General features: G+C 49.5%; 18 protein-coding genes and 1 tRNA gene. 6 read left to right on the top strand and 13 right to left on the bottom strand.

What is annotated here, in order from left to right:
• Positions 1 to 3: 3 nt before the first annotated feature.
• The 11 genes from gltX to AC6I1F_RS02280 form a co-directional block, all read right to left on the bottom strand.
• The gene (gene gltX, locus AC6I1F_RS02330; protein ID WP_289169118.1) at positions 4 to 1,440 is read right to left on the bottom strand and encodes a glutamate--tRNA ligase; all 1,437 of its coding nucleotides are present in this window, start codon (positions 1,438 to 1,440) and stop codon (positions 4 to 6) included.
• Positions 1,441 to 1,711: 271 nt separating this feature from the next.
• Positions 1,712 to 3,391, bottom strand: a complete 1,680-nt coding sequence (locus tag AC6I1F_RS02325; protein WP_160335634.1) for a putative transporter — start codon at positions 3,389 to 3,391, stop codon at positions 1,712 to 1,714.
• A 311-nt stretch (positions 3,392 to 3,702) separates the two neighbouring features.
• Positions 3,703 to 6,039, bottom strand: coding sequence for a Fe(2+) transporter permease subunit FeoB (feoB, locus tag AC6I1F_RS02320; protein ID WP_290432532.1), 2,337 nt, complete (start codon positions 6,037 to 6,039; stop codon positions 3,703 to 3,705).
• A gap of 9 nt (positions 6,040 to 6,048) precedes the next feature.
• Positions 6,049 to 6,276: a FeoA family protein gene (locus tag AC6I1F_RS02315; RefSeq protein WP_160335632.1), complete on the bottom strand. Its 228-nt coding sequence runs from the start codon at positions 6,274 to 6,276 to the stop codon at positions 6,049 to 6,051.
• 16 nt (positions 6,277 to 6,292) lie between these two features.
• Positions 6,293 to 6,538, bottom strand: coding sequence for a ferrous iron transport protein A (locus AC6I1F_RS02310; RefSeq protein WP_289172196.1), 246 nt, complete (start codon positions 6,536 to 6,538; stop codon positions 6,293 to 6,295).
• Between the two features lie 27 nt (positions 6,539 to 6,565).
• Positions 6,566 to 7,666, bottom strand: a complete 1,101-nt coding sequence (locus AC6I1F_RS02305) for a porin (protein WP_289172195.1) — start codon at positions 7,664 to 7,666, stop codon at positions 6,566 to 6,568.
• 312 nt (positions 7,667 to 7,978) lie between these two features.
• Positions 7,979 to 8,953: a carboxylesterase family protein gene (locus AC6I1F_RS02300; protein ID WP_251452486.1), complete on the bottom strand. Its 975-nt coding sequence runs from the start codon at positions 8,951 to 8,953 to the stop codon at positions 7,979 to 7,981.
• A 213-nt stretch (positions 8,954 to 9,166) separates the two neighbouring features.
• Positions 9,167 to 9,241 (bottom strand) — tRNA-Val (locus AC6I1F_RS02295).
• Between the two features lie 583 nt (positions 9,242 to 9,824).
• Complete coding sequence (locus AC6I1F_RS02290; RefSeq protein ID WP_251452484.1) at positions 9,825 to 10,742, bottom strand: LysR family transcriptional regulator; 918 nt, start codon at positions 10,740 to 10,742, stop codon at positions 9,825 to 9,827.
• A gap of 107 nt (positions 10,743 to 10,849) precedes the next feature.
• Positions 10,850 to 11,749: a LysR family transcriptional regulator gene (locus AC6I1F_RS02285; RefSeq protein ID WP_289172194.1), complete on the bottom strand. Its 900-nt coding sequence runs from the start codon at positions 11,747 to 11,749 to the stop codon at positions 10,850 to 10,852.
• A 36-nt stretch (positions 11,750 to 11,785) separates the two neighbouring features.
• Positions 11,786 to 13,339 (bottom strand): FAD-dependent oxidoreductase, encoded by a 1,554-nt coding sequence (locus AC6I1F_RS02280; protein WP_251569426.1) that lies wholly within the window; start codon positions 13,337 to 13,339, stop codon positions 11,786 to 11,788.
• A gap of 390 nt (positions 13,340 to 13,729) precedes the next feature.
• Here AC6I1F_RS02280 and AC6I1F_RS02275 point away from each other — a divergent pair, with 390 nt between their 5' ends.
• Positions 13,730 to 15,220, top strand: a complete 1,491-nt coding sequence (locus tag AC6I1F_RS02275) for a lyase family protein (RefSeq protein WP_289172192.1) — start codon at positions 13,730 to 13,732, stop codon at positions 15,218 to 15,220.
• A 110-nt stretch (positions 15,221 to 15,330) separates the two neighbouring features.
• On the opposite strand, the gene rnhA is transcribed toward AC6I1F_RS02275, so the two are convergent.
• Positions 15,331 to 15,777 carry a ribonuclease HI gene (gene rnhA, locus AC6I1F_RS02270; protein WP_160335627.1) on the bottom strand — a complete coding sequence of 149 codons (447 nt, stop codon included), beginning with the start codon at positions 15,775 to 15,777 and terminating at the stop codon, positions 15,331 to 15,333.
• Positions 15,774 to 16,538, bottom strand: a complete 765-nt coding sequence (locus AC6I1F_RS02265; protein WP_289172191.1) for a class I SAM-dependent methyltransferase — start codon at positions 16,536 to 16,538, stop codon at positions 15,774 to 15,776. Before AC6I1F_RS02265 ends, rnhA begins: the two co-directional genes overlap by 4 nt.
• 118 nt (positions 16,539 to 16,656) lie before the next feature.
• Here AC6I1F_RS02265 and AC6I1F_RS02260 point away from each other — a divergent pair, with 118 nt between their 5' ends.
• The 5 genes from AC6I1F_RS02260 to AC6I1F_RS02240 all read left to right on the top strand — a co-directional run bounded on the left by AC6I1F_RS02260 (position 16,657) and on the right by AC6I1F_RS02240 (position 21,261).
• Positions 16,657 to 18,402 (top strand): lytic transglycosylase, encoded by a 1,746-nt coding sequence (locus AC6I1F_RS02260; RefSeq protein ID WP_160335625.1) that lies wholly within the window; start codon positions 16,657 to 16,659, stop codon positions 18,400 to 18,402.
• 69 nt (positions 18,403 to 18,471) lie between these two features.
• Positions 18,472 to 19,260, top strand: a complete 789-nt coding sequence (locus tag AC6I1F_RS02255; protein WP_160335624.1) for an enoyl-ACP reductase FabI — start codon at positions 18,472 to 18,474, stop codon at positions 19,258 to 19,260.
• A 16-nt stretch (positions 19,261 to 19,276) separates the two neighbouring features.
• Complete coding sequence (locus AC6I1F_RS02250; RefSeq protein ID WP_160335623.1) at positions 19,277 to 19,669, top strand: DUF423 domain-containing protein; 393 nt, start codon at positions 19,277 to 19,279, stop codon at positions 19,667 to 19,669.
• Between the two features lie 18 nt (positions 19,670 to 19,687).
• The gene (locus AC6I1F_RS02245) at positions 19,688 to 20,383 is read left to right on the top strand and encodes a hypothetical protein (RefSeq protein ID WP_290432531.1); all 696 of its coding nucleotides are present in this window, start codon (positions 19,688 to 19,690) and stop codon (positions 20,381 to 20,383) included.
• 5 nt (positions 20,384 to 20,388) lie between these two features.
• The gene (locus AC6I1F_RS02240; RefSeq protein ID WP_251452464.1) at positions 20,389 to 21,261 is read left to right on the top strand and encodes an NAD(+)/NADH kinase; all 873 of its coding nucleotides are present in this window, start codon (positions 20,389 to 20,391) and stop codon (positions 21,259 to 21,261) included.
• Position 21,262: the final 1 nt, after the last annotated feature.

The raw sequence follows: 21,262 nt of genomic DNA, 5'->3' as shown, positions 1-21,262 counted from the left end.
AAATTAGTTTCCAGCGCGCTGTTTAGCCCACTGATCCATGCCTTCCTTCAGTCTCGCTAGAACTCTTTCACGTCCGATGAACTGGAGTGTTGCATCGATTGACGGAGTTTTTTCGGCTCCCGTTGCAAGCACACGAAGCGGAATAGCAAGATGCAGAACCTTGACGCCTTTTTCGTCCATGATTTCTTTCATCAGGCCGTAAATATTGTCTTTTTCCCAGTCAATGGAAGGCGCTTTCTCGACGAAGAGTTTCATCGCTTCAAAAGAGGCCTCTTCTTTATCTTTCAGCAGTCCGGGAAGCGAAGAGGCGTCAACAGGGTTATCCGCAAAGAAGAGCATGGAAGCGTCAGCCAGAGCCTCAAGCGTGTTTTCACGTTCCTTGAGGAAGCCGACCAGGCCACAAAGGTCTTTAACCTTAGAAAGATCCGCACCGCGTTTTTCCAGTCTGGGCTTGAGCAGCTCAACCAGACGAGCGTTGTCGGCCTTCTTCATGTACTCATGGTTAAGCCACAGAAGCTTCTTCATATTGAACTGGGCCGGAGAGCGGCTGCAGTCGGACAGATCGAACCATTCGGCAAGCTGTTCGCGCGTGAACATTTCATCGTCGCCATGGCCCCAGCCTAAACGAGCCAGGTAGTTGAAAAGCGTCTCCGGCAAAAAGCCCATTTCGTCATACTGCATTACGCTCACGGCGTTGCGGCGCTTAGAAAGCTTCTTGCCGTCTTCGCCGTGAATCAGGGGCAGATGCGCAAATGTTGGCAGCGGAGCGCCGATCGCTTTGTACAGGTTAATCTGTCTCGGAGTGTTGTTAATGTGGTCGGCACCGCGAATGACATGGCTGATCTGCATGTCAAAGTCATCGATCACAACAGCGAAGTTGTAGGTCGGAATGCCGTCGCCGCGCATAATGACGAGGTCATCGAGTTCGGTATTAGAAACACTGATCGGACCATAAACCGCATCGTTCCATGTCACAATGCCGTCGTCCGGATTACGGAAGCGGATCACCGGAGTGACACCGGCCGGAATTTCTTTACCGACCGCGTTTTCAGGACGCCAGCGCCCGTCATAACGGGGTTTTTCACCACGGGCCTTCTGTTCTTCACGCAGCTGATCAAGCTCTTCTTTTGTTGTGTAGTCTTTGTATGCCAAGCCTCTTTCGAGCAGGTCGTTGGCAACCTGACGATAGCGCTCAAGGCGGTTCATTTGGTAAACGACTTCTTTATTGTCGTAGTCGAGGTTCAGCCATTTCATTCCGTCAAGAATGGCCTGTGTCGCTTCAGCCGTGGAACGTTCCTGATCGGTATCCTCGATGCGAAGAAGAAATTCTCCGTCGAAGTGACGGGCGACAGCCCAGCAATAGATTGCAGTACGGGCGGTTCCAAGATGCATCATTCCAGTCGGACTGGGAGCGATTCGAGTACGAACTTTCGTAAACATAGTCTTTTCCAAACAAAACCTTAAATAGTTAACTTCCCGCCATTTGCGAGACATAAAGATTGATTTTAACGCTTACAGATGCGCTTCGGATTCAGTATGAGGATTTTCGTTCTAAACGAGTCCATTGTTCACCGCGCATAAAAGGAGCGCGGTTTACCAATGCGTTTTACTGCAAATCACGGCAAATACAGATGTGGGCGGAGAACGGACCGAGTTTTCGGGTTCTAAAAAGAAAGAGGCCCGAAGGCCCCTATCCTGTGTTCGCTTCTCACTAGCTGACGAACTGCCAGAGAATCAGCAGCACGAACTGTCCGGAAAGAATTCTCAGGAACATCGCAAGCGGATAAACCGTAGAGTATGCAATCGCCGAGCAGCTCTTTTCCGAAAGCGTATTCGCATAGGCCAAAGTCGGAGGATCGGTCGTGGCACCCGCGATCATGCCGACAATCAGGTGGTAGTTGAGCTTATAGACGACGCGCGCAACGCATCCGACGATGATGAGCGGAATAATCGTGATAAAGAGACCGAGCACCGCATAGAGCACTCCGTTACCCTCAGTGATCGCTCTTACGAACGGAGCTCCGGCAGCCAAACCGACACTGGCAAGGAAGAGCGCAATACCGAGCTCTCTAAGCATCAGATTCGCAGAAGCCGTGGTGTAGGTCACCAAATGCAGACGCGGCCCCCAATAGCCCAGCAGAATCGCGACAATGAGCGGGCCGCCCGCCAAACCAAGTTTCAACGGAACCGGCATGCCCGGAATCGCAATCGGAAGACTTCCGAAAAGAATGCCGACCGCAATACCAAGGAAAATAGATATCAGGTTCGGATGATCGAGTTTCTTTTCCTGATTGCCGAGTTTGTCGGCAAGGCGGCGAATAGAACGCTCAGGGCCGACGCAGTAGACGACGTCTCCAAGCTGCAGCGTCAGATTCGTATACGGAAAGAGCGTCATGCCTGCACGGAAGATACGTGTGATATTGACTCCGTCATAGCGGCTCAGGTGCAAATCATGAACGGTAATGCCGTTGACTTCCTCACGCGTCACGCGGATGTTTTTAGCGGTAATCGGAGAGCTCTCAGTCGCCAGATCAATGTCCGTCTCTTCCTTACCGCAGAAGGTCACAATTGCGTCCTTGTTCTCTTCGGCCGCGACAATTCTCATGACGTCGCCGACGTGAACTACGTCTTCCGCGTGCGGACTGATAATTTCTCCGTCATGCAACAGACGGGAGCAAATAAAGGGACGGCCGATAAAATGACGAATCTGTTCGATGCGCTTACCTTCCAGACCCTGATTCACAATACCGACGTGGAAAAAGATCGGCACGTCCGAATTCTCCTTCTCCGCCTCTTCCCACATTCTGTCCTCTTCTTTGAGATCAATGCGGAAAACCAAACGAATCACAATCGCCGTACCGATAATCGCGACGACACCGAGCGGATAGGCGCACGCATAGGCCACAGCGATATCCTCGCCTTTGTAGTCCAGCATACTGAGCGCTTCCTGAGTCGCGCCAAGACCCGGCGTATTGGTTACAGCGCCGAAATACACACCGAGCATCTGAGCCAGTGAGACGCTGTCGGAGAACATGAAGAACAAAGCGATCGTTACAACGAGACTCAGTCCGACTGCGAGAAGCGTCAGAAGATTGAGCTGAATGCCGCCGCTTTTAAATGACGAGAAGAACGAAGGACCAACCTGAAGACCGATGAAGAAAACAAAGAGGATAAGTCCGAAATCCCTCAGAAAATGCAGAACCGTTTGATTCACGGTCAGACCGAGATAGCCGGCGGCAAGACCTGCAAAAAGAACGAAAGTCACTCCGAGAGAGATGCCAAAAACTTTAATTCGGCCGAGTATCGTGCCAACGGTAATAACGAGCGCGTAGACCAGAAGAATATGCCCTACCGAATTTTGGTCCGTCCATAGGGCTGTTAACCATTCCATGCTTGTGCCTAATCGATTTGAGGTTGATTAAAAAGTTATATCTGTCAGGATGTTGTCTCTGATAATTTTAGAGAAAATCCTTTTTCTTGACATTCAGCCGAAGGCTATAGATTGATGGTTTTCACTAGCAAAAATTGTGCGTTTTATAAATATCCATTTTGCATTTTTCGCAAACAAGTTGCTTCAAAGATGCGCTGACTGTCGGAGCCTTGGCAGGCACTGCAAAAAAATAACCGGACGCGTCGCGCTGTTAATTCAGCGTTCCGCGCCCGGAGCAGGAGCTGTCTTCTCTCAGCCCCTCTGACAATTAATTAGGCACCGGCGTAATTAGCGCCCTCAATTTTTCTGTCTTCTTCTTTTCCTGCTCTGCGCAGTCCGAGAACGATCGCGGTAATGACAGCAACGCTAAGGACGATGCAGACACCGGCGTAGGCCGGATTATTAGAGAAGCGTCCGACCTGGTAGACGATCGTTGCCGAACAATATCCGACAGCAGTTGTCCACAAGGCGGCAAAGAGCGCCCAGCGGGTTCCGACTTCTCGATAGACAGCGCCCATCGCAGCTCCGCACGGGAGGTACAGAAGAACCATCAGCAGATAGGCAAAAGCACCAAGTTCTCCGTCGTAGAGACGGTTCATGGAAGCAATCGTAGAAGACTTAACTTCTTGAGCTTCAGCCTGCTCTTCGACATTGGAAAGGTCGGAGTCAACCGAGATACCCAGCGGATCAGTGAAGAACGCACCGATGTCACCGAAGTTTTCGGAGATAGAGCCAACAGCTTCTTTAAAGGATTCTGCAAGATTAAATCCACCCTCTTCCTTAGCTTCTTCTCCCTCCGCTGTTTTTTCATCCATGGAGGAATAAAGAGAGTCGAGTGTGCCGACCACTGCTTCTTTCGCGAGAATTCCGGTAAAGACGCCAACGGCGGCCGGCCAGTTTTCTTCCTGAATACCCATCGGCTTGAACACCGGAACGATTGTCTTGCCGATCTGAGAAAGAACGGATTTATCAGAGTCTTCGTTGCCGAACGTTCCGTCAGTTCCTAAAGAATTCAGGAAGCAGAGCACGGCGACGAGGACGACAATGACTTTACCTGCGCGGACCACGAAGCCTTTCAGACGATCCCAAGTGGAGAGCAGAAGATTTCTTAATGTCGGCAGATGGTACGGCGGAATTTCCATCAGGAATGCGCCCGACTCGCCCTTAAGCGCCGTTCTCTTCAGCATAAAGCCTGTCGCGACAGCAACTGCAATACCGATGAGATAAAGCGCGAACACCAGATTCTGACCATTCATCGGCCAGAAAGCTGTGGCAAAAAGAACGTAGACTGGAAGTCTTGCGCCACAGCTCATAAACGGAGCCATAAGAACAGTCGTGATTCGATCGGATTTCTTTTCCATCGTGCGGGACGCCATAATGGCAGGCACGCCGCAGCCGAACCCAACGATCAGTGGAACGAAAGATTTGCCGGGCAGTCCGAGAGCTCGCATAAAACGATCCATAACGAAAGCCGCTCTCGCCATATAACCCGAATCCTCAAGGAAGGAAAGCGCGAAGAACATGCACGCGATCACCGGCACAAATGTCGAGACACACTGAATACCGCCGCCAATACCGTCGGCAAGAATGGTCTTAAGCCATTCAGGAGTGCCAAGATATGTCAGCAGCTCTCCAAATCCGTCAATAAAGATCGCTCCAAAAAGGATATCGAAGAAATCTATAAACGCTGAACCGATATTAATCGCAAAGATAAACATCAGGTACATCACACCGAGGAAAATCGGAATACCGAGCCAGCGATTCAATACGACCTTATCGATCTTGTCAGTCAGCGTCTGACCGGCCTGACCGGTTCTCACGATTGACTGCTGAGACACTTTAGAGACGAACTGATAACGAACATCAGCCATCGCCATATCGACGTCTCCGTCATATTTAGTATCAATTTCCTGTAGGATCGGCTCGGCTTCATCAATGGAGATACCCGGGAAAACTTTTAGAATCTCCGCGTCGCCTTCAACAAGCTGTTCCGCGACCCATCTGGATCTCGGAATAGCTTGTTTAGCAAGAATTGCGCCAACCTTGGTAATCGCATTTTCAATATCCGCGCTGAAGACGATAGGATTGTCGGCCGCTTCCGGCTCACTCAGTTGTTTATCGAGTGCCTGTTTGAGCTCTTCAATACCTTTTTTACGACTCGCGACGATACCGACGACCGGGCAGCCAAGCTCATCCTGAAGTTTCTCAAGATTGATTTCAAGACCGTGCGTCTTAGCGACGTCAAGCATATTGACGACCACAACCATCGGGATTTGAAGTTCCAGAAGCTGAGCGGTCAGATAAAGGTTGCGTTCTAGGTTAGAAGCATCGACGATATTGATAATAGCCTGCGCTTCAGAGCTTGCGACATAGTCGCGCGCCACTCTTTCATCTTCACTGACGGAAGAGCTCGGCTGAAGCGAGTAGATGCCGGGAAGGTCGACGAGCGTGATTTCGCGTTTATCGATATTGAAGCCGCCGGTTTTCTTTTCTACCGTAACACCAGGCCAATTGCCGACAGACTGTTTCGCGCCAGTCAGCACATTAAAAAGAGTTGTTTTTCCGCAGTTGGGATTGCCTATGATGGCAACGATATTCTTTTGGGTCATGATGGCCGCCTATATTTTTTCAACTTCCAGGACATTAATTTCGGCCTTCCGAACACTCAGGAAGGAACCGCGGATTTTGATTTCCACCGGATCTCCCAAAGGTGCGACTCGGCTTACCTCAAACTCAGTTCCGGGAAGAGCTCCCATAGAAAAAAGTCTTCGGCGGTATTCATTGCTGCCGGGAAGAATTTTTGTGATTCTTCCGCGTTCTCCGGGAACGAATTCGTGAAGTTTCATAATTTCCACCTCGCTTTTACTTATCAGACAGAACGACTTTGACTAAGTCTGCGATATCCCGGTTGACCGCAATTCTGCCGTCGCCGACGGCAACCAGAAGCGGCGCGCCGGGATTATTCGCAAGGACGATCACGGAAACGCCTCGTTGCAGTCCAAGTTCGCGAAGCTGTCGAATAACGTTTTTATCCGACGAATTCACTTTTGCGACAATTGCTTTTTGATCGGCTGATAAATCGGTCAGTCTCAAAGCCTGGAATGCCATGTGTGTTTCCTTTGTCCCATTCTGTTTTTAGAATTCGTGGCGCATGCCTACGCCAAGACTCCAGTTTTCGAAGTCACCGCGGACTTCAGCGGTCTTAAGTGCTTTGCCGCCCTTTTGCCACGCGCCCCAGCCGTAAATCATCGTGCGTTTGGAGAGCGGGTACTCGTAGGCCGCGCCGACACCGAGACGATCGAATTTGTCACGATCGGGCGCAGCGTCCGCATCCTCCATCGTGACCTTGTCCATAGACTTAATCTTGCCAAAGCCGTAGTTAACCGCGGCCTTGAAAGTACCGCCCGCGGCAGGAACTTCCGCTCCCAGCGTGAAAGCGTTCTGATTCAGACCTTTGCCGGCGAAGACCCAGTCTTCTGACTGATCGAAGCCGTGAAAATGAGAAGCGTACTGATAGCCGAAATAAACCTTAGCGGCTTCAAAGTCGTAAGCCGCGCTCAGGTTGTAAACCATTGTCGGTTTCATATCGTCTTCGCCCTTATTGTCAAAGCGTTCGACGATACCGGCGAGATTGAGGCCGCCGATTTCATATGTTGCGCCGATACCGAAGTAATGGGCGTTGCGGCTCCATTTCTGCGTATCGGATTCTGTACCGTTGGAGTACTGCAGATGAAGCTGCAGGCCGCTGAATTCCGGAAAGCTGTAATGAACGGTGTTGTTATTGATCTGCCCAGTAACAAAAGCGTTTCCGAGACCAATCTGAAGATAATCCGTTCCGAAAGGAGACGCATCCCAAATGGAATAAGTTCCTTCATAGGAAGCGAGGCCGCCGATACGGCCGAACGCAAGGGTGCCGAATCCGCCGCTCACATTCAGAGAAGCCTGTTTAGCCCAGGCAAGTCCGGATTCACCTTCCGCACCGTCATCCATGGTGTAGGAGTTTTCGAGGTTAAAACCGACGCTGTAGCCATTGCCGAGTTCTTCGGTTCCTTCAAGACCCCAAACACTGCCCCCGGCAACGCCGTCCATCAGCTGAACGGTAGCGGTACGGCCTTTTTCTTTCTGAACCGCAACCGCTCCATCGATAAAACCGTAAAGCGTTACGTTGCTTTCAGCAAGTGCAAGGGGAGCGGCTGTCATGACGACAGCTACAAGGAGTGTCTTAGAGAATTTCATAATTTTGCCTTAATGTGTAATTGATAATAAGAAACATTCCTATTAATCAAAATAAGATATTTTTTTGAATTAACCGCCCTTTCTGATAACAAACCTTCAAAAGGCTGTTTTTTCTGACGAAGAAAAAGCTGTTTTCTTATGTAGAAGAATTCGTTTATTTATATGATTATTTTAGATTAATTTATATCAATCACATACATATTCATTCTAAAGGCAAACTTTAAGTATTTTCCCGTACTATTAATTTTTGTTGCTTAAATGAAACAAAACCGACTCGTACGAGTCGGTTTTTTTTGAGAATGATTTTCCTTTCTAATATTTCACCGGCGCACCGAGTTGCTGATTTAAAAGCCAATCTCTTGCGGCGCCAATCTTATAAGCGTAATCAAAACTATACATATGTTCGCTTCCTCCCTCCGGAGGGAGGACTGAACCAGAGGTAAATACGATGAAGTTTATCGGGTTTCCTCTTTGGAAGAGTTCTTGGGCGAGCATATTCTGTTCGTCTTCCGGAAGTTTTGCACTCCACTCGGCCGCACTGTAAGGAAGTTCATCCTCTCTCAGCAAATCGAGTATCTTTTGAATTTGCTGTCCGGCAGATCCGTCTTTTCCGGCAGCAAAGAAGATGAACTTATCATCAAGCAGCTTATCGTAAGTTTTAGGATCCCAGTGACAGTCCACAAACATACCTGCCGCGAACAATCCAGGGAACTGGGTCATGAAATACATCGACATCATGCCCCCCATTGACTGACCGGTTGTGAAAAGCTTGCGCCGGTTAATCGGAAGAGTTTTGAGAAGCGATTCCAACAGACGAATGGTCATATCCACTTCCTCTGTTCGTTCATATGAATCGTTGACCGTGACGCCTGAATACTCAGGGACAAGAACAAAACAGGGATGCTTGCTTTGGAAATCAGGCTCTGCAAATACCAAGGCTCCGTAGCCCTGAGTTATGGCTGCATCAATAGAGCGGCCGGGAGTACTCGCATCCGCCATGAAAAGCACCAACGGGTATTTCTTACCTCTCACAAGGTGTTCAGGCGTATAGAGTGAATAGTTAAGGATCCTGCCGGTTTTAGGATCACTGAACTGCTGCGCCTTAAACTTAGTGCCAACGGTTTGGATCAGGCCTTGGAGGATTGGGTCGCCCGTCTTGTCGATCACCGGACCCTGGGCCCGGGCGCCCAGCCAGGGGCCGCCTTTTTTTTTACCATAATCTGCGCAGCCGCTTAAAGCTGTCAGACTGAGAACTGAAACATATTTTAAGAATTGCTGTCTTTTCATCTAGTTACCAGCGTCACCGCCGCCCCTATTAAAACGCAACGGAGGCTAGTGTAAGTTTCGTTGATTTTCTATGGCAAAGACGGTGACCAAATATGGCACAAGCTTTGTAAATGTTTTAAAGAGGAAAGGAGGCCGCTAAAGTCGGCATTAATCCGCAGATTTTTGCAGATTTTATACAGAATTTTTAAGCTAATTTATTGATTTTGCAAAAAATGGTGCACGATACTGGTTTCGAACCAGTGACCCCTGCCGTGTGAAGGCAGTGCTCTACCCCTGAGCTAACCGTGCACTTGAGATATGGGATTCTACACGAATTTAGAAGTTTTGCGAAACGCTTGCCTAGAAGTGACCAAACGACGAATTAAAAGGTTTCGCTCTCGTCACCCGCTCAACCATCGAAGCAAAAACCAAAGTAAAACGCCCAAGGCTGCAATCCCTGGGCGCTCAAAGAAAAAGGTTTACCATCTACCTGAAAACCTTAAACGTTAGTATAAAGTTAGTCTTGCGATTTCTCATTAACTTTGATTCTTATGCTTTACTGCTAGCACCTGAGTAAAAGGCCCCGTTAGTTTTCCGCTGGGGGGGGGGCGGGTGTTTTTAGACCGGATATAAAAGAAGAACACCGAGGCTGCGACACTTACGAAACTGTCCTGGAATCTCTTCGTCCCGTGTTGACAAGCGGAAAAAGAGCGGAACTTCACAATGCGCGGTGAGAATTTGCAAAGGATTTTGCGAGTTTATTTTTTTCTCGACGCCGAAAGTCCCATCCCTCAGAGCTCCGATTTGGCATCTAGAGTCCAACCAGCGGGACCACGCTCGCTCGTTTCACTATCTGCAGCTGTTATTGCCTATGCCGCTTCCAATCGAATTATTATAGCCGCCGAGACTGATAAATCCTTCGGCTTTCCTCGGAAAACCACTGAGCAAAGATTCTGAACTTTGGCGTGTTCCACGATGTCTTCGTCAGAACCGTAAAAAGCGGAGCGGTCGGTTTTCTCCAGCTGCTGAGAATCGGCACAAGAGTCCCTTTTTCAATTTCCTCAAGGCAGAAGAATCTTGGAATATCAATCGCGACGCCTTTGCCTTCCAGGACGGCTTTTTTTATTGTCCACAGACTGTCGGAAGAAAAGTAGTCCAAACAGACAATCGGTTTTTTCTCAGTTCCGCGATAAAGAAATTTAGTGGATTCACGCTCGCGGCCTCCGTATGCAAAAACACGAACCTTTTTAAGATCCTCCACAGTATCGAGCGGAGCGAATTTCTCAATAAAATCGGGAGACGCCACCGCTTCGTACGTGTTGATTCCTCTTTCTATCATTACCAGATCATCAGACTTATCAGGAACAGAAGTTAAGGTAATGATGTCCACTTTGCAGGATCGGAGCGCGGTCAAGCCGGAATCAACGCGGGTCTCAAAGCGCACGCCCGGATAAATTTCACAGAAGCGATCCAGCAGATTCACCAAATGCGTACTTGCAAAGCCTGCCGCCGTAGAAAGACGGATTGTTCCCTTAATCTCATGCTCTACTTTGGAGATATTGTCATAGGCTTCGTCTAAAGACTTCAGCGGACCGCTCAATCGGTTGTAGACCATCAGGCCGTAATCCGTCAGATTAAGCTTGCGTCCGTTTTGGCTAAACAAGGGATGGCCAACTTCCTCTTGGAAGGCGCGCAAAGCGCGGCTGACCGTTGACTCATTCACGTCAAACCTGACGGCAACAGCTGAAATTCTTTGAAGCTCGGCAAAAGCGATGAAATACCTCAAGTTTCCCAGATTATTTCTCAGCATGTCATCTAATCCACGTTGATAGCTGGCTCCATTGTACGCAACCAAAGAAGAGTTTGATCGTTAAAAATCAGCTAAACAACCAGACAGCTCCCGTTATCTTCAACGCCTCAATTCCAGTCTGTTGATTTCATAACTTTCACAAGTACGTCTCTGCACTTCTTGAAAAATTTAGACCTAAGGGAGTCTTTGCGGTAAGAAAGTTCCACCGGATCATTGACGCTGTTAAAAGGGATATCACAATAGACAAGGTCCGGGTGTTGGGCACATAGCAGCTTAGCAACATAAACAGGAACCAAAACCACTCTCCCAGTTCCCAATATATAACGCTCAATGCCGCAATAATGAGAAGTCAGGCCGACAAGTTTTCTTTTAAAGCCATTTCTACGAAGTATTTCGTCCGACACGCCTTCAGAACCCCCGAAGTGCACACTAAAGTGCTCCATTTTTAGATACTGAGAAAGAGAAAGTTGATTGTCTGAGGACCCATCTGGTTTTTGATAGAGGCAGACATCTTTATGAGTGCCAAAGCCTTCTCTGGCAACAATGTTGCTGTGTGTTCCACCTGCGGTAATACAGAAATCCGCTTTGCGATCGATAATTATCTGCTCAGCAAGGAGAGTATTCACTTGATGAAAAATCACCAGAACGTCAGGCAGACTTTTGGAAAATTCCTCAATAATTTTAGGTCCAATGAAATACTCAAAATCATCCGAGCAGGCTATGACAACCTTGCTGACGTTCGAGTTTTCAGCTTGATGGAAAATTGCATTTGCGTCTGCAATAAGTTTGGATATCTCCGGATAAATGGTAACTGCTTTGTTTGTCGGAGACAGCTCGTGGCCATTAGATATAAAAAGAGGATCCTCGAAAACCAATCGAAGCTCCTGCAGCCTTCTACTGACTGTAGGCTGCGATGAACCAAGCTTTGCGGCCGCCTTACTTATGCTTCGGCAGGCGTAAAGCTCATAGAAGATAAGTGCAAGATTCAAGTCCATAGAAAAGGGCATAATTTTTCATCAATTATGCCCGGTTTTTTATTTTGTTTACTTCAAACTTTCAACAGCGCGTTCAGCAGCAATCCTGCCGGAAGTCAACGCAAAGGAAGATGTCGCCCCTTCGACCTTCAAATCGTCCGTACTGTCAAACAATCCTCCCATATCCGCACCGACCACATATAAATTCGGGATGGAGTCACCTTGAGCGTTCTGAGCTTCAAAATTCTTGTTTATCCTAATTCCTCCCAACGTTAGGAAATAAGTGCGGATTCCTTTTAAAGCATAGAACGGCCCTTTGTTCAAATCGAATTTTTCAAGGTGAGCAGGATTTCTTCCGTATTCCGGGTCTTTCTTTTGATCGGCAAATTCGTTTATTTGAGCAATTGTCTTTTTCAGATTCTCAGCGGGAACACCAATCTGAAGCGCCAAATCGTCAATCGTATCAGCCTTAAATGCCCAGCCGTTCTTCATTCCAACTTCAAAAGTTTTCGGAAGCTCTGTCAATTTAGTTCCGGCAGGAACAATCGCGTTAAAGGGAATAAGTGCGCCGTCATGCATTAAGCGATCCAGTTTATTTTGATCAAAGATCGTGTACATAACACCGCCGGCATTCGTCATCGCCGCATATACATCGGTAAAGAGAGATCCGCGAGACTCATTGTAGAAACGTTCGCCGTCACGGTTTACCCAAAGCCAGGGCTGCACAAGAGCACATCTTCCATGTTTAAGGTAATCGGCGCCGTTAAATTGATTAATCAAGGGCTCTTCGGGAAGGTACGGAGCATTACCCACAACATTTTCCATATTGGCAACCGAAGCACCCACACGAAGCGCCATATTGATGCCGTCTCCAGTGCGGCCGTCACCAATAGCGCTTCTCAAGCGGATTGGTTCTGAAACGGATAGGTCCGATGAGTCAGTCACATACTTTTCAATCATTCCTTTATTTGCAGCAAATCCACCACTCGCAAGGATAACTTTCTTAGCATGGACTATAACTTTTTCGCCAGTCTTTGTATTCACGGCTTCAACACCAACAATTTTACCGTCACGGTTAATTAGCTTTTGAGCCGGAGTCTGCAGCAGGACGGTACCACCGTTCTTTTTCACTTGATCACTGAGCTTTGCAACTACATTCGAAGCCCCGCCTTTGAAGAGATGCCAACAGTTGTAAGACTCGCCCTGCGGCCAAAGAGTGCGGATTCCTCTTATCTCAACGCCTTTATCTGTAACCCAATCAATTGTCTCGCCAGACCGCCCAATGAGCTGACGAATCACTGCGGGGTTTGTTCGAAAATGATTAAAGTCAAGGAAACGATCGATATTTTTTTGTATATCCCAAGTGATACCGTGTTCCTTCTGATACTTCGTTCCCAGGCCCAAAGAACCTTCCGGAAAATTACCTGCCCCGCCAAGAATTGATGTCTTTTCCAACACAACCGGTTTTACGCCTAGTTCTGTTGCCCTTGCAGCTGCAGAGATTCCGCTAAGTCCACCGCCAACAATAACTAAGTCAGTATCAATAATCTGAGTTGCCCAAGCAGACGAAGCAATACAAATTGAAAACAGCGAAGCTGTTACTGAGAGTTTAAATTTTCCCATGAGATTCTCCTTAAGATTCACGAACCTCATCTATTGTGACGAGAGGCAGAAAAAAAATTGAATACCTGCTATTCACTATTTTCGAAAATTAGAACCACACTACAGCAGCCCGATCGATCAACTCAATTGGAATTTCTTTTCCAGAACAAGTCATCTTCTCGAAATAGCTCCTGTCATAACACAAGAGTTCATCAGGGAACGCATTTTTAGAGGCTTAATCTGACAGCTGTTCAAGCAAATTATTGCTAAATATTATTTGCGTTTTATGCAAGTAATAAGTTGCATATCAATGCATTGTATGAATCAGTTAAAACTTTTAGCATCAATCTCATAACGAATCATCACAAACCACACATAACAACAACCAACCTCAAACCACTCATAACCACTATGAAAGGAAACGATCTGACAGCTGCGGCGGCAAATCAGACCGCAGCCCCTTTCTTAAAAAAAGAACCGAAAGACGAATTCTTCTGGCTTAGCCAAATAAACAAAGCCTCGGTCATTACAAACCGCGAGCGAGGCATCCTTTCCGAGGAAACTGCAAAAAAAATTGCAAAGGCTATCTGCCAAGTCATTGAGAACGGCTGTAAGCCCGGAGCTCTGAGACCCTCACGTGTCATCAAGTACGAGCCGCTCCTCATCGAAGCCGCCGGCCTTGACGCAACCATGCTTCACGTCGGTCGCTCAAGTCAGGACATGCATGCGACTTATTACTCCACCATCATGCGTGACAACGTTCTTGCATTGGCCCGCAAGCTTGTCGGCAGCATGCGGATCCTCAACACGCTTGCTAAAGACCATACGGAGACCATCGTCCCGAACTACACCAACGGTGTTGCCGCTCAGCCCAACAGCTATGCGCATTACCTGCAGGGCTTTCTTGCCGGCTTCAAGCGTGACAGCAAACGGCTCGAACAGTTCTATGAGCGTTTAAATCTTTGTCCGATGGGAACAACCGTTCTTAACGGAACCGGCTGGCCGCTTAACCGCGAGAAAATCGCTGAGTATCTCGGTTTTGACGGCCCCGTCGAAGACGCATATGACGCCGCTCAGATTAAACCGGTCGATGAACCGACCGAACTCTCATCAATCCTGACCTCAATCGCGCTTCATGTCGGCACTTTTGTTCAGGACGTTTCTGTGCAGTACGCCCAGCCTCAGCCCTGGATTCTCCTGCAGGAGGGCGGCGACAATACCTATGTGTCTTCTGCGATGCCTCAGAAGAGGAATCCCGGCCTTATGTTCGGAGTTCGCGAAGCGGCAAGCGGGGTTCTTGGAGAGGCTCAGGCTGCGGTTTTCAGAGCGCACAACATCATTCCGGGAATGATTGACCCGAAGCGCGTACCTGCCAACAGCTCGATGGTTTCAAGCACAATCAAGATGCTGACTCAGTTTGACAAGATGCTCAACGCACTCAAGATCAGCCCGGAGAGAGCGCTCAAAGAGCTGAACAGCGATTGGACCGCCTCGCAGGAAATCGCGGATGTTTTGATGCGTGAATACAAACTGCCGTTCCGCGTCGGCCATCATGTCGCAAGCCAGATTGTCTCTTATGCGAAGGCAAATGGCTACAACCCGACAAATTTCCCATACGCCCAGGTCAAAGAGATATACGCGCATGTCATTAAAACGGAATACCCGTCGGCTAGCGAAGTCTGCCCCATGAACGAAGAGGAATTTAAAACGACGCTGAATCCGAAAACCATTATTGAGAACCGCCGCACATCGGGCGGTCCGCAAAAGAGCGAAATCAACAAAGCGATCGCGCGTTCTGACCAAGCGATTGCCGAGCATGAAGCTTGGGCTGTCAGTCAGCAGGAGCAGATTGTCCATGCTCTGGAATTGCTAGACAAGGACTTCCGTCAGTTATTGGGTTAACCGGTTTTCTCCTCATCCTATCCGCAGCATCCCTCCTGCCTGATTCGGATAGGAAATTAAATCCCGGGCGCCTGCAGCCGCAGTACACCCGGGATACTTTTTACCCGCGATTATCTATTGCGTTTCAGGACTTCTTCCACACCTTGATTCGCAAGCTGATCGGCCATTTCATTGCCTTCAATGCCGTCATGTCCCTTGACCCAGATCCATTCAACCTTGTGTCGGCTGGCAGCTTCATCAAGTTTTTTCCACAGATCGGCATTTTTAACCGGAGTGCCCCCCTGAGTTTTCCAATTCTTCTTTTTCCAGCCGTAAATCCATGCGGTCATCCCTTCCTTCACGTACTTGGAGTCTGTATGAAGCTTCACGGAGCACGGCTCAGTCAATGTATTAAGAGCGTTGATCGGCGCGATCAGCTCCATCTGATTGTTTGTGGTATTGAGAGAGCCACCGCAGAGCTTGCGCTCATGACGGCCGTATTTCAGCCACGCACCCCAGCCCCCGGGCCCCGGGTTTCCTTTGCTTGCGCCGTCCGTCCAAATTTCTACCTGTTTCATTCTTTTTTACCTTCAAACTGAGAGCGGCTGCCCTCCTCTAGGCGCGCTCCGGCGCCGAGAAAATTAAACTTTTTCGTAATGGCTTTGCCAACCAGCTTCGCGCCCAAAGCTTCTTTGGTCGCGCTCAGCGCAAAAATCGCACCGCACTGCGGCCACCACCTGTCACCGGCTTTTTCCAGCCAGGAAGACTCTTTGTGAGACTCCGGAGAAAACGACCAGCTGTAGCGGCCGAAGGTGCCTCGATCCACATGGAAGGACAGCAGAGATAACCAATCTTTCAGCTGAAACACCGACATAAACTGCTTACCCGGGAGAAACACCTTTGCGCCGAATTTTTGCAGATGGAAACGAATGCCCCAAAGACTCGTCAGATTAAACCCGGAAAGCACCACTCTGCCGCCGGGAATTAAAACTCTGCTCACTTCGCGCAGCAACGCATGCGGATCTTCGGCCATTTCCAGCGCATGAGGCAAAAGCACCAGATCGAGACTTTCACTTTCAAACGGCAGCTCACTATAAGAGAGCTGTATGCGGACGCGGCTGTCTTCGAGCTGAGTCAGAGGACGCAGACTGCGTTCTCCGATCACCTTGAGCGGAATACGGTTATCGCTCAGAAAATCGATGCCGGAGGCTCCGATCTGTACGGCATGGTACCCGAAGCAGTCTGCGACCAAAGCGTCATACTGCGCCCGCTCCCACCGCAGAGCATACTGCCCGAGCGCTGATGAATAAAACTGCGCAAGCGTGATATTTGATGTCATATACCGTGAACCTCATCGGAAAAATCAAGTTACATCGCCTAGAGCTTTTCCGTCGGAAGTACCATAAATTCGTTTAAATTAGCGTTTTATTGTATCGTGTCTTTCTTCAGTGACTGCAATGTACTTAAAAACCTCGTTCCGCATACTAGCTATTGCCCTTGCTTTGAGCTGTTCGACCTACGCGACGGCTTCAGAGCCCGATCAGGAAGAAATCAAAGAGATCGTGACGCCGGGCGCGGATGATGACGAAATCTATACCGTCTGGACACGCATCAGAGACGGGTTCAAAGTACCTGACATGCAGAACAGCGTTGTGGAAGCCAACGTCGCTAAATACTCAAAACGACCGGATTATCTGCAGCGCATGGCGGACCGCTCACAAAAGTACCTTTACCACATCATTGAAGAAGTTGACGCGCGCGGCATGCCGACCGAAATCGCGCTGCTGCCGTTTGTTGAAAGCGCCTTTGTCACCAACGCCAAGTCCAGAGTCAAAGCCGCGGGTCTCTGGCAGTTCATGCCCGCGACCGGAAGAGATTATTCGCTCGATCAGACCATGTGGCTCGACAAACGCTACGACGTACTGCAAAGCACATCTGCGGCGCTTACCTATCTTCAGAGGCTTTACGACGAATTCGGCTCCTGGCCGCTTGCGCTGGCAGCCTACAACTGGGGCGAAGGCAACCTGCGCCGCGCGATTAAGCGAAATCAGGCGAAGGGTCTTCCGACCGACTATATGTCGCTGAAGATGCCTGATGAAACCCGCAACTATTATCCGAAGCTTCAGGCTATCAAAAATATCGTTAAAGATCCCCGTAACTTCGGGATAAAGCTTCCCACGGTATACAACGAACCTTTCTTTGTTCAGATCTTCAAAGATCAGGACATCGATGTTAAGCGTGCGGCCCAATTGGCCGGAATGTCTCAGGCAGAATTCAGCACGCTGAATCCATCCTTTAACCGTCCCGTCATTGTGGCCTCCCACAACCACTCCATGCTGATGCCGACCGATAAGGTCGACACGTTCGTGGAGAACCTCGTGACATACCGCATGAGCGGAAAGCCACTTTCGAGCTGGACGACTTATCGCGTCAAACCCGAAGACACCATTGCTTCCATAGCGAAGAAAGCGCACATGTCGGAGGAAGCGCTTCGGGAAGCCAACCAAATACCTTCCGGCAGACGCATTAAACCGGGCTCACTCGTTCTCGTCAGCCGCGACAGCGGTCTTGGCGATGCAGAAGATATTTCCTCGGACACGATTGACGCTTCCTTCGCTCTCGCTCAGGACTTCCGCCGCGTCTCCTACCGTGTCAGAAAAGGCGACACGCTGCCGCGCGTTGCACGTCGTCTCGGCGTATCGACTAAGACTATCGCCTCGAGCAACCGCCTCAGAGGCCATCGTCTGAAAGTCGGTCAGATGCTTTACGTCAATGTCCCGGTTAAGACTCGTCAGGTTGCCTCCAAGCCTCCGGTTACAGAAAAAGCCTCAAACGCCAAGTTCTACGTTGTGCGCAAAGGCGACACGCTTTTCAGCATTGCTCAGCGCTACTCTATTTCCGTAAACGCCCTTAAGAGTGCCAACCATCTCAGCAGCAACAATGTTTCCGTCGGACAGCGTCTTACGATCAACGCAAGCGGTATTCCGACCAAGCAGGCTGTGGTGCTTGAGAAAGTTCCCGAGAAAGTTCAGAAGCGCATTAACGAGCGACCTCTTGCCAAACAGCGTACACATAAAGTGCGCAAAGGCGACACGCTTTTCTCGATCGCGTCTTCTGCAAATATGTCGGTCAATCAGCTGAAAGCGCTGAACGGACTAAAAAACAACAGTCTTCACGTAGGTCAGACGCTTAAACTAAGGTAATCCGATACCACTCTTTAGCAAACTCGCTTAATATCTTATGATTCTTAAAAAACTTTCTAAGGATCATCAATGAGCCTGCTTAAAGACAAGAAAATCTTGATTACCGGTGTTTTATCCAATCGTTCTATCGCATACGGCATTGCGCGAGCCTGCCACAGAGAGGGCGCTCAGCTTGCCTTTACCTATCAGAACGAAAGATTCCTCGACAGAATCACGGGTTTTGCCAAGGAATTTGACAGCGACATCGTCATTCCGCTTGACGTCTCCGATGATGCACAGATTTTCTCAATGACTGAAGTGCTTCGTGACAAATGGGGCTGTCTTGACGGCGCGGTGCACTCGATCGGTTTTGCTCCGAGAGAAGCGATTCAGGGTGACTTCCTTGAAGGACTTTCGCGAGACGCCTTCGGCACAGCGCTGGACATTTCCGCTTACTCCTTCCCGGCGATGGTTAAAGCGCTGCTTCCGCTCATGGAAGGCCGTCCTGCTTCTGTTCTCACACTGACATACCTGGGCAGCGAGCGCGTTGTTCCGAACTACAACACCATGGGCGTTGCCAAGGCCGCCCTTGAAGCTTCTGTTCGTTATCTTGCCGCAAGTCTCGGGCCGAAAGGCATTCGCGCTAACGCAATCTCTTCCGGCCCAATCAAGACACTTGCCGCGAGCGGCATTAAAGACTTCTCGAAACTGCTGCACCACATGGAGTCTCTTGCTCCGCTGCAGAGAACCGTCACTATTGATGAAGTCGGCAACACTGCCGCATTCCTCCTTTCCGATTACGCGTCCGGCATAACGGGGGATAATATCTATGTGGACGCAGGGTTCCATGCTGTCGCCATCAGCGACTCTCTGGAATAAAAATTTAGGAGTTTTTATGCATATCTGGGCTTTTCTCGGCGCACTCATGCTGGCTTCCGGCATCGCATTGGGCGCGTACGGCGCGCATGGGTTAAGAGCCGCCGTCACCGTTCCTCGTCTGATTGAGAGTTATGAATACGCCGTTCTCTACCAGCTGATCAGCGGTCTCGGCTTTTTTGCCGTTGCGTGGGCAACCCAGCACTTTAAGGCTTGGCTTGTCAATATCGCGGGCATTCTTCTGCTTATCGGCAGCCTCGGATTCTCCGTGAGTCTTTATCTGCTTGTGCTGATTCAGTGGCGCCCCTTCCCGCTTGTCACGCCCATCAGCGGCTTCTTCATGATCGCCGCGTGGGTCGTCATGGCGATCGCAGCGCTTACCTCTCAGCCCAAACGCAGCAGCTTCTACTAAAGCGCCAGGATTTCGGTCATGTACTACTCCAAACTCGCAGCGCCTATTCTGCTTGTCGCGGACTGCACTCAGGCGCCTCCGCTGGATCTGGCAGAAGAGGTGCTCGGTTCCGAAATCCTTGCCTACGCTCGGCAACATCCGAGCCAGGCGCATGCGCTTATTTGGAGCAGACTGATCATCACAACGATCCTATCGCACTATTTCCCCGACGAGTTTGAAAAGGCTGTGATCGAGGATGAGTTTGAGGACTCTGTCAGTTGTAAAGGGCTGCCGTTCAAATATGCAAAGATCGGAGCGACCACGGGCAGAGTCGCTATCGCGATGTCTACCCTTCCGGTCTTTCTCTCGTTTAAAACCTACGACACGACCAATTCGATGAAGGAGCTCGTCCGCATGCGCTTCTCCGTCATTTTTAACGATTGGATTGATCGGCAGGAAAATCCCGAACTCGCTTTTTACCATTTATGGGCCCTCACCGACTGTCTCTCTCAGCGAGGCAACCCGACGGTGCGGGCAGTCATCGGTGACGATGACCAGCTTAGCGTACGCGGCTCCAGCGTCATGCTTCGCGAAACATTTAAATTTTGGAGCTCTTCGGAGTGGATCTGCGCAGTTCAGGGCCCGGCGCTGACGACGCTTCTCACTGCGATCCGTACCCCCGAAGATACAATTAGGCTGCTTCGCGATATTCAAAGCGAAAAGGCCGGGAAATAATAAAAATGTCTGTTGAATTTCAAACCGTCGCCGTTTTTGGCAAGCGTGACTCCACCGATTTTGCTCCTTTGAAGCAGCTTCGAGATTTTCTGATCCGGCACGGCAGAAACGTCATTTTGGAGAAACGGGCCGCTGAGGCGCTCGGGCTTGACTGCGGCCGCACTCTGGAAGAAATCGGCACGCAGGCGGATCTTTTTATTATTTACGGCGGCGACGGCACATTTCTCGGCATTTCCCGCCGCATGGCCAAATACGAAGTGCCTTTTATCGGCATTAATGCCGGCCGACTCGGATTCATTACGGATATTCCTTCCGAGCGCATGGAAAACGAGCTCTCGGAAATTCTAAACGGTCACTACTACACAGATTCGCGCACGCTGCTTGAGTGCATTCAGATGCGGGGCGACAAAGAGGTCTATCGCAATGTCGCACTCAATGAAGTCGTCATTTCGCGCGGTGTTTCCGGCGGCATGGTGGAATGCTCGGTCATCGTCAACCGTCTTCAGATGTGCAGCATGCATGCCGACGGTCTGATTGTGTCCACGCCGACCGGTTCCACCGCCTACGCGCTGAGCGCGGGTGGTCCGATGATCTATCCGTCTGTGCCCTGCATGCTGATGATCCCGGTGGCGCCGCACACGCTTTCCAACCGTCCGATAGTTCTGCCGGAATCCTCGCTTATTGAAATCTGCGTTACACAAATTCGAGACGCGATTCTATACTTTGACATGCAGGATCAAAACGAAGTACTGATCAACGATGTCCTGAAGATTTCTCCTTATAAACACACAATCAAGATTCTTCATCCAACTTCGCACAATTACTTCGATACACTAAATCAAAAATTACACTGGAACTACAATCCCACGGATCGCTAAC

Source organism: Parasutterella sp. St.1A3, from assembly GCF_059728705.1.
This window is presented reverse-complemented; position numbering and strand designations above follow the sequence as displayed.

Bases quoted from the DNA above. Each gene is read 5' to 3' on its own strand.
- gltX (WP_289169118.1), bottom strand. From the start codon at position 1,440: ATGTTTACGAAAGTTCGTACTCGAATCGCTCCCAGTCCGACTGGAATG.
- AC6I1F_RS02325 (WP_160335634.1), bottom strand. From the start codon at position 3,391: ATGGAATGGTTAACAGCCCTATGGACGGACCAAAATTCGGTAGGGCAT.
- feoB (WP_290432532.1), bottom strand. From the start codon at position 6,039: ATGACCCAAAAGAATATCGTTGCCATCATAGGCAATCCCAACTGCGGA.
- AC6I1F_RS02315 (WP_160335632.1), bottom strand. From the start codon at position 6,276: ATGAAACTTCACGAATTCGTTCCCGGAGAACGCGGAAGAATCACAAAA.
- AC6I1F_RS02310 (WP_289172196.1), bottom strand. From the start codon at position 6,538: ATGGCATTCCAGGCTTTGAGACTGACCGATTTATCAGCCGATCAAAAA.
- AC6I1F_RS02305 (WP_289172195.1), bottom strand. From the start codon at position 7,666: ATGAAATTCTCTAAGACACTCCTTGTAGCTGTCGTCATGACAGCCGCT.
- AC6I1F_RS02300 (WP_251452486.1), bottom strand. From the start codon at position 8,953: ATGAAAAGACAGCAATTCTTAAAATATGTTTCAGTTCTCAGTCTGACA.
- AC6I1F_RS02290 (WP_251452484.1), bottom strand. From the start codon at position 10,742: ATGCTGAGAAATAATCTGGGAAACTTGAGGTATTTCATCGCTTTTGCC.
- AC6I1F_RS02285 (WP_289172194.1), bottom strand. From the start codon at position 11,749: ATGCCCTTTTCTATGGACTTGAATCTTGCACTTATCTTCTATGAGCTT.
- AC6I1F_RS02280 (WP_251569426.1), bottom strand. From the start codon at position 13,339: ATGGGAAAATTTAAACTCTCAGTAACAGCTTCGCTGTTTTCAATTTGT.
- AC6I1F_RS02275 (WP_289172192.1), top strand. From the start codon at position 13,730: ATGAAAGGAAACGATCTGACAGCTGCGGCGGCAAATCAGACCGCAGCC.
- rnhA (WP_160335627.1), bottom strand. From the start codon at position 15,777: ATGAAACAGGTAGAAATTTGGACGGACGGCGCAAGCAAAGGAAACCCG.
- AC6I1F_RS02265 (WP_289172191.1), bottom strand. From the start codon at position 16,538: ATGACATCAAATATCACGCTTGCGCAGTTTTATTCATCAGCGCTCGGG.
- AC6I1F_RS02260 (WP_160335625.1), top strand. From the start codon at position 16,657: ATGTACTTAAAAACCTCGTTCCGCATACTAGCTATTGCCCTTGCTTTG.
- AC6I1F_RS02255 (WP_160335624.1), top strand. From the start codon at position 18,472: ATGAGCCTGCTTAAAGACAAGAAAATCTTGATTACCGGTGTTTTATCC.
- AC6I1F_RS02250 (WP_160335623.1), top strand. From the start codon at position 19,277: ATGCATATCTGGGCTTTTCTCGGCGCACTCATGCTGGCTTCCGGCATC.
- AC6I1F_RS02245 (WP_290432531.1), top strand. From the start codon at position 19,688: ATGTACTACTCCAAACTCGCAGCGCCTATTCTGCTTGTCGCGGACTGC.
- AC6I1F_RS02240 (WP_251452464.1), top strand. From the start codon at position 20,389: ATGTCTGTTGAATTTCAAACCGTCGCCGTTTTTGGCAAGCGTGACTCC.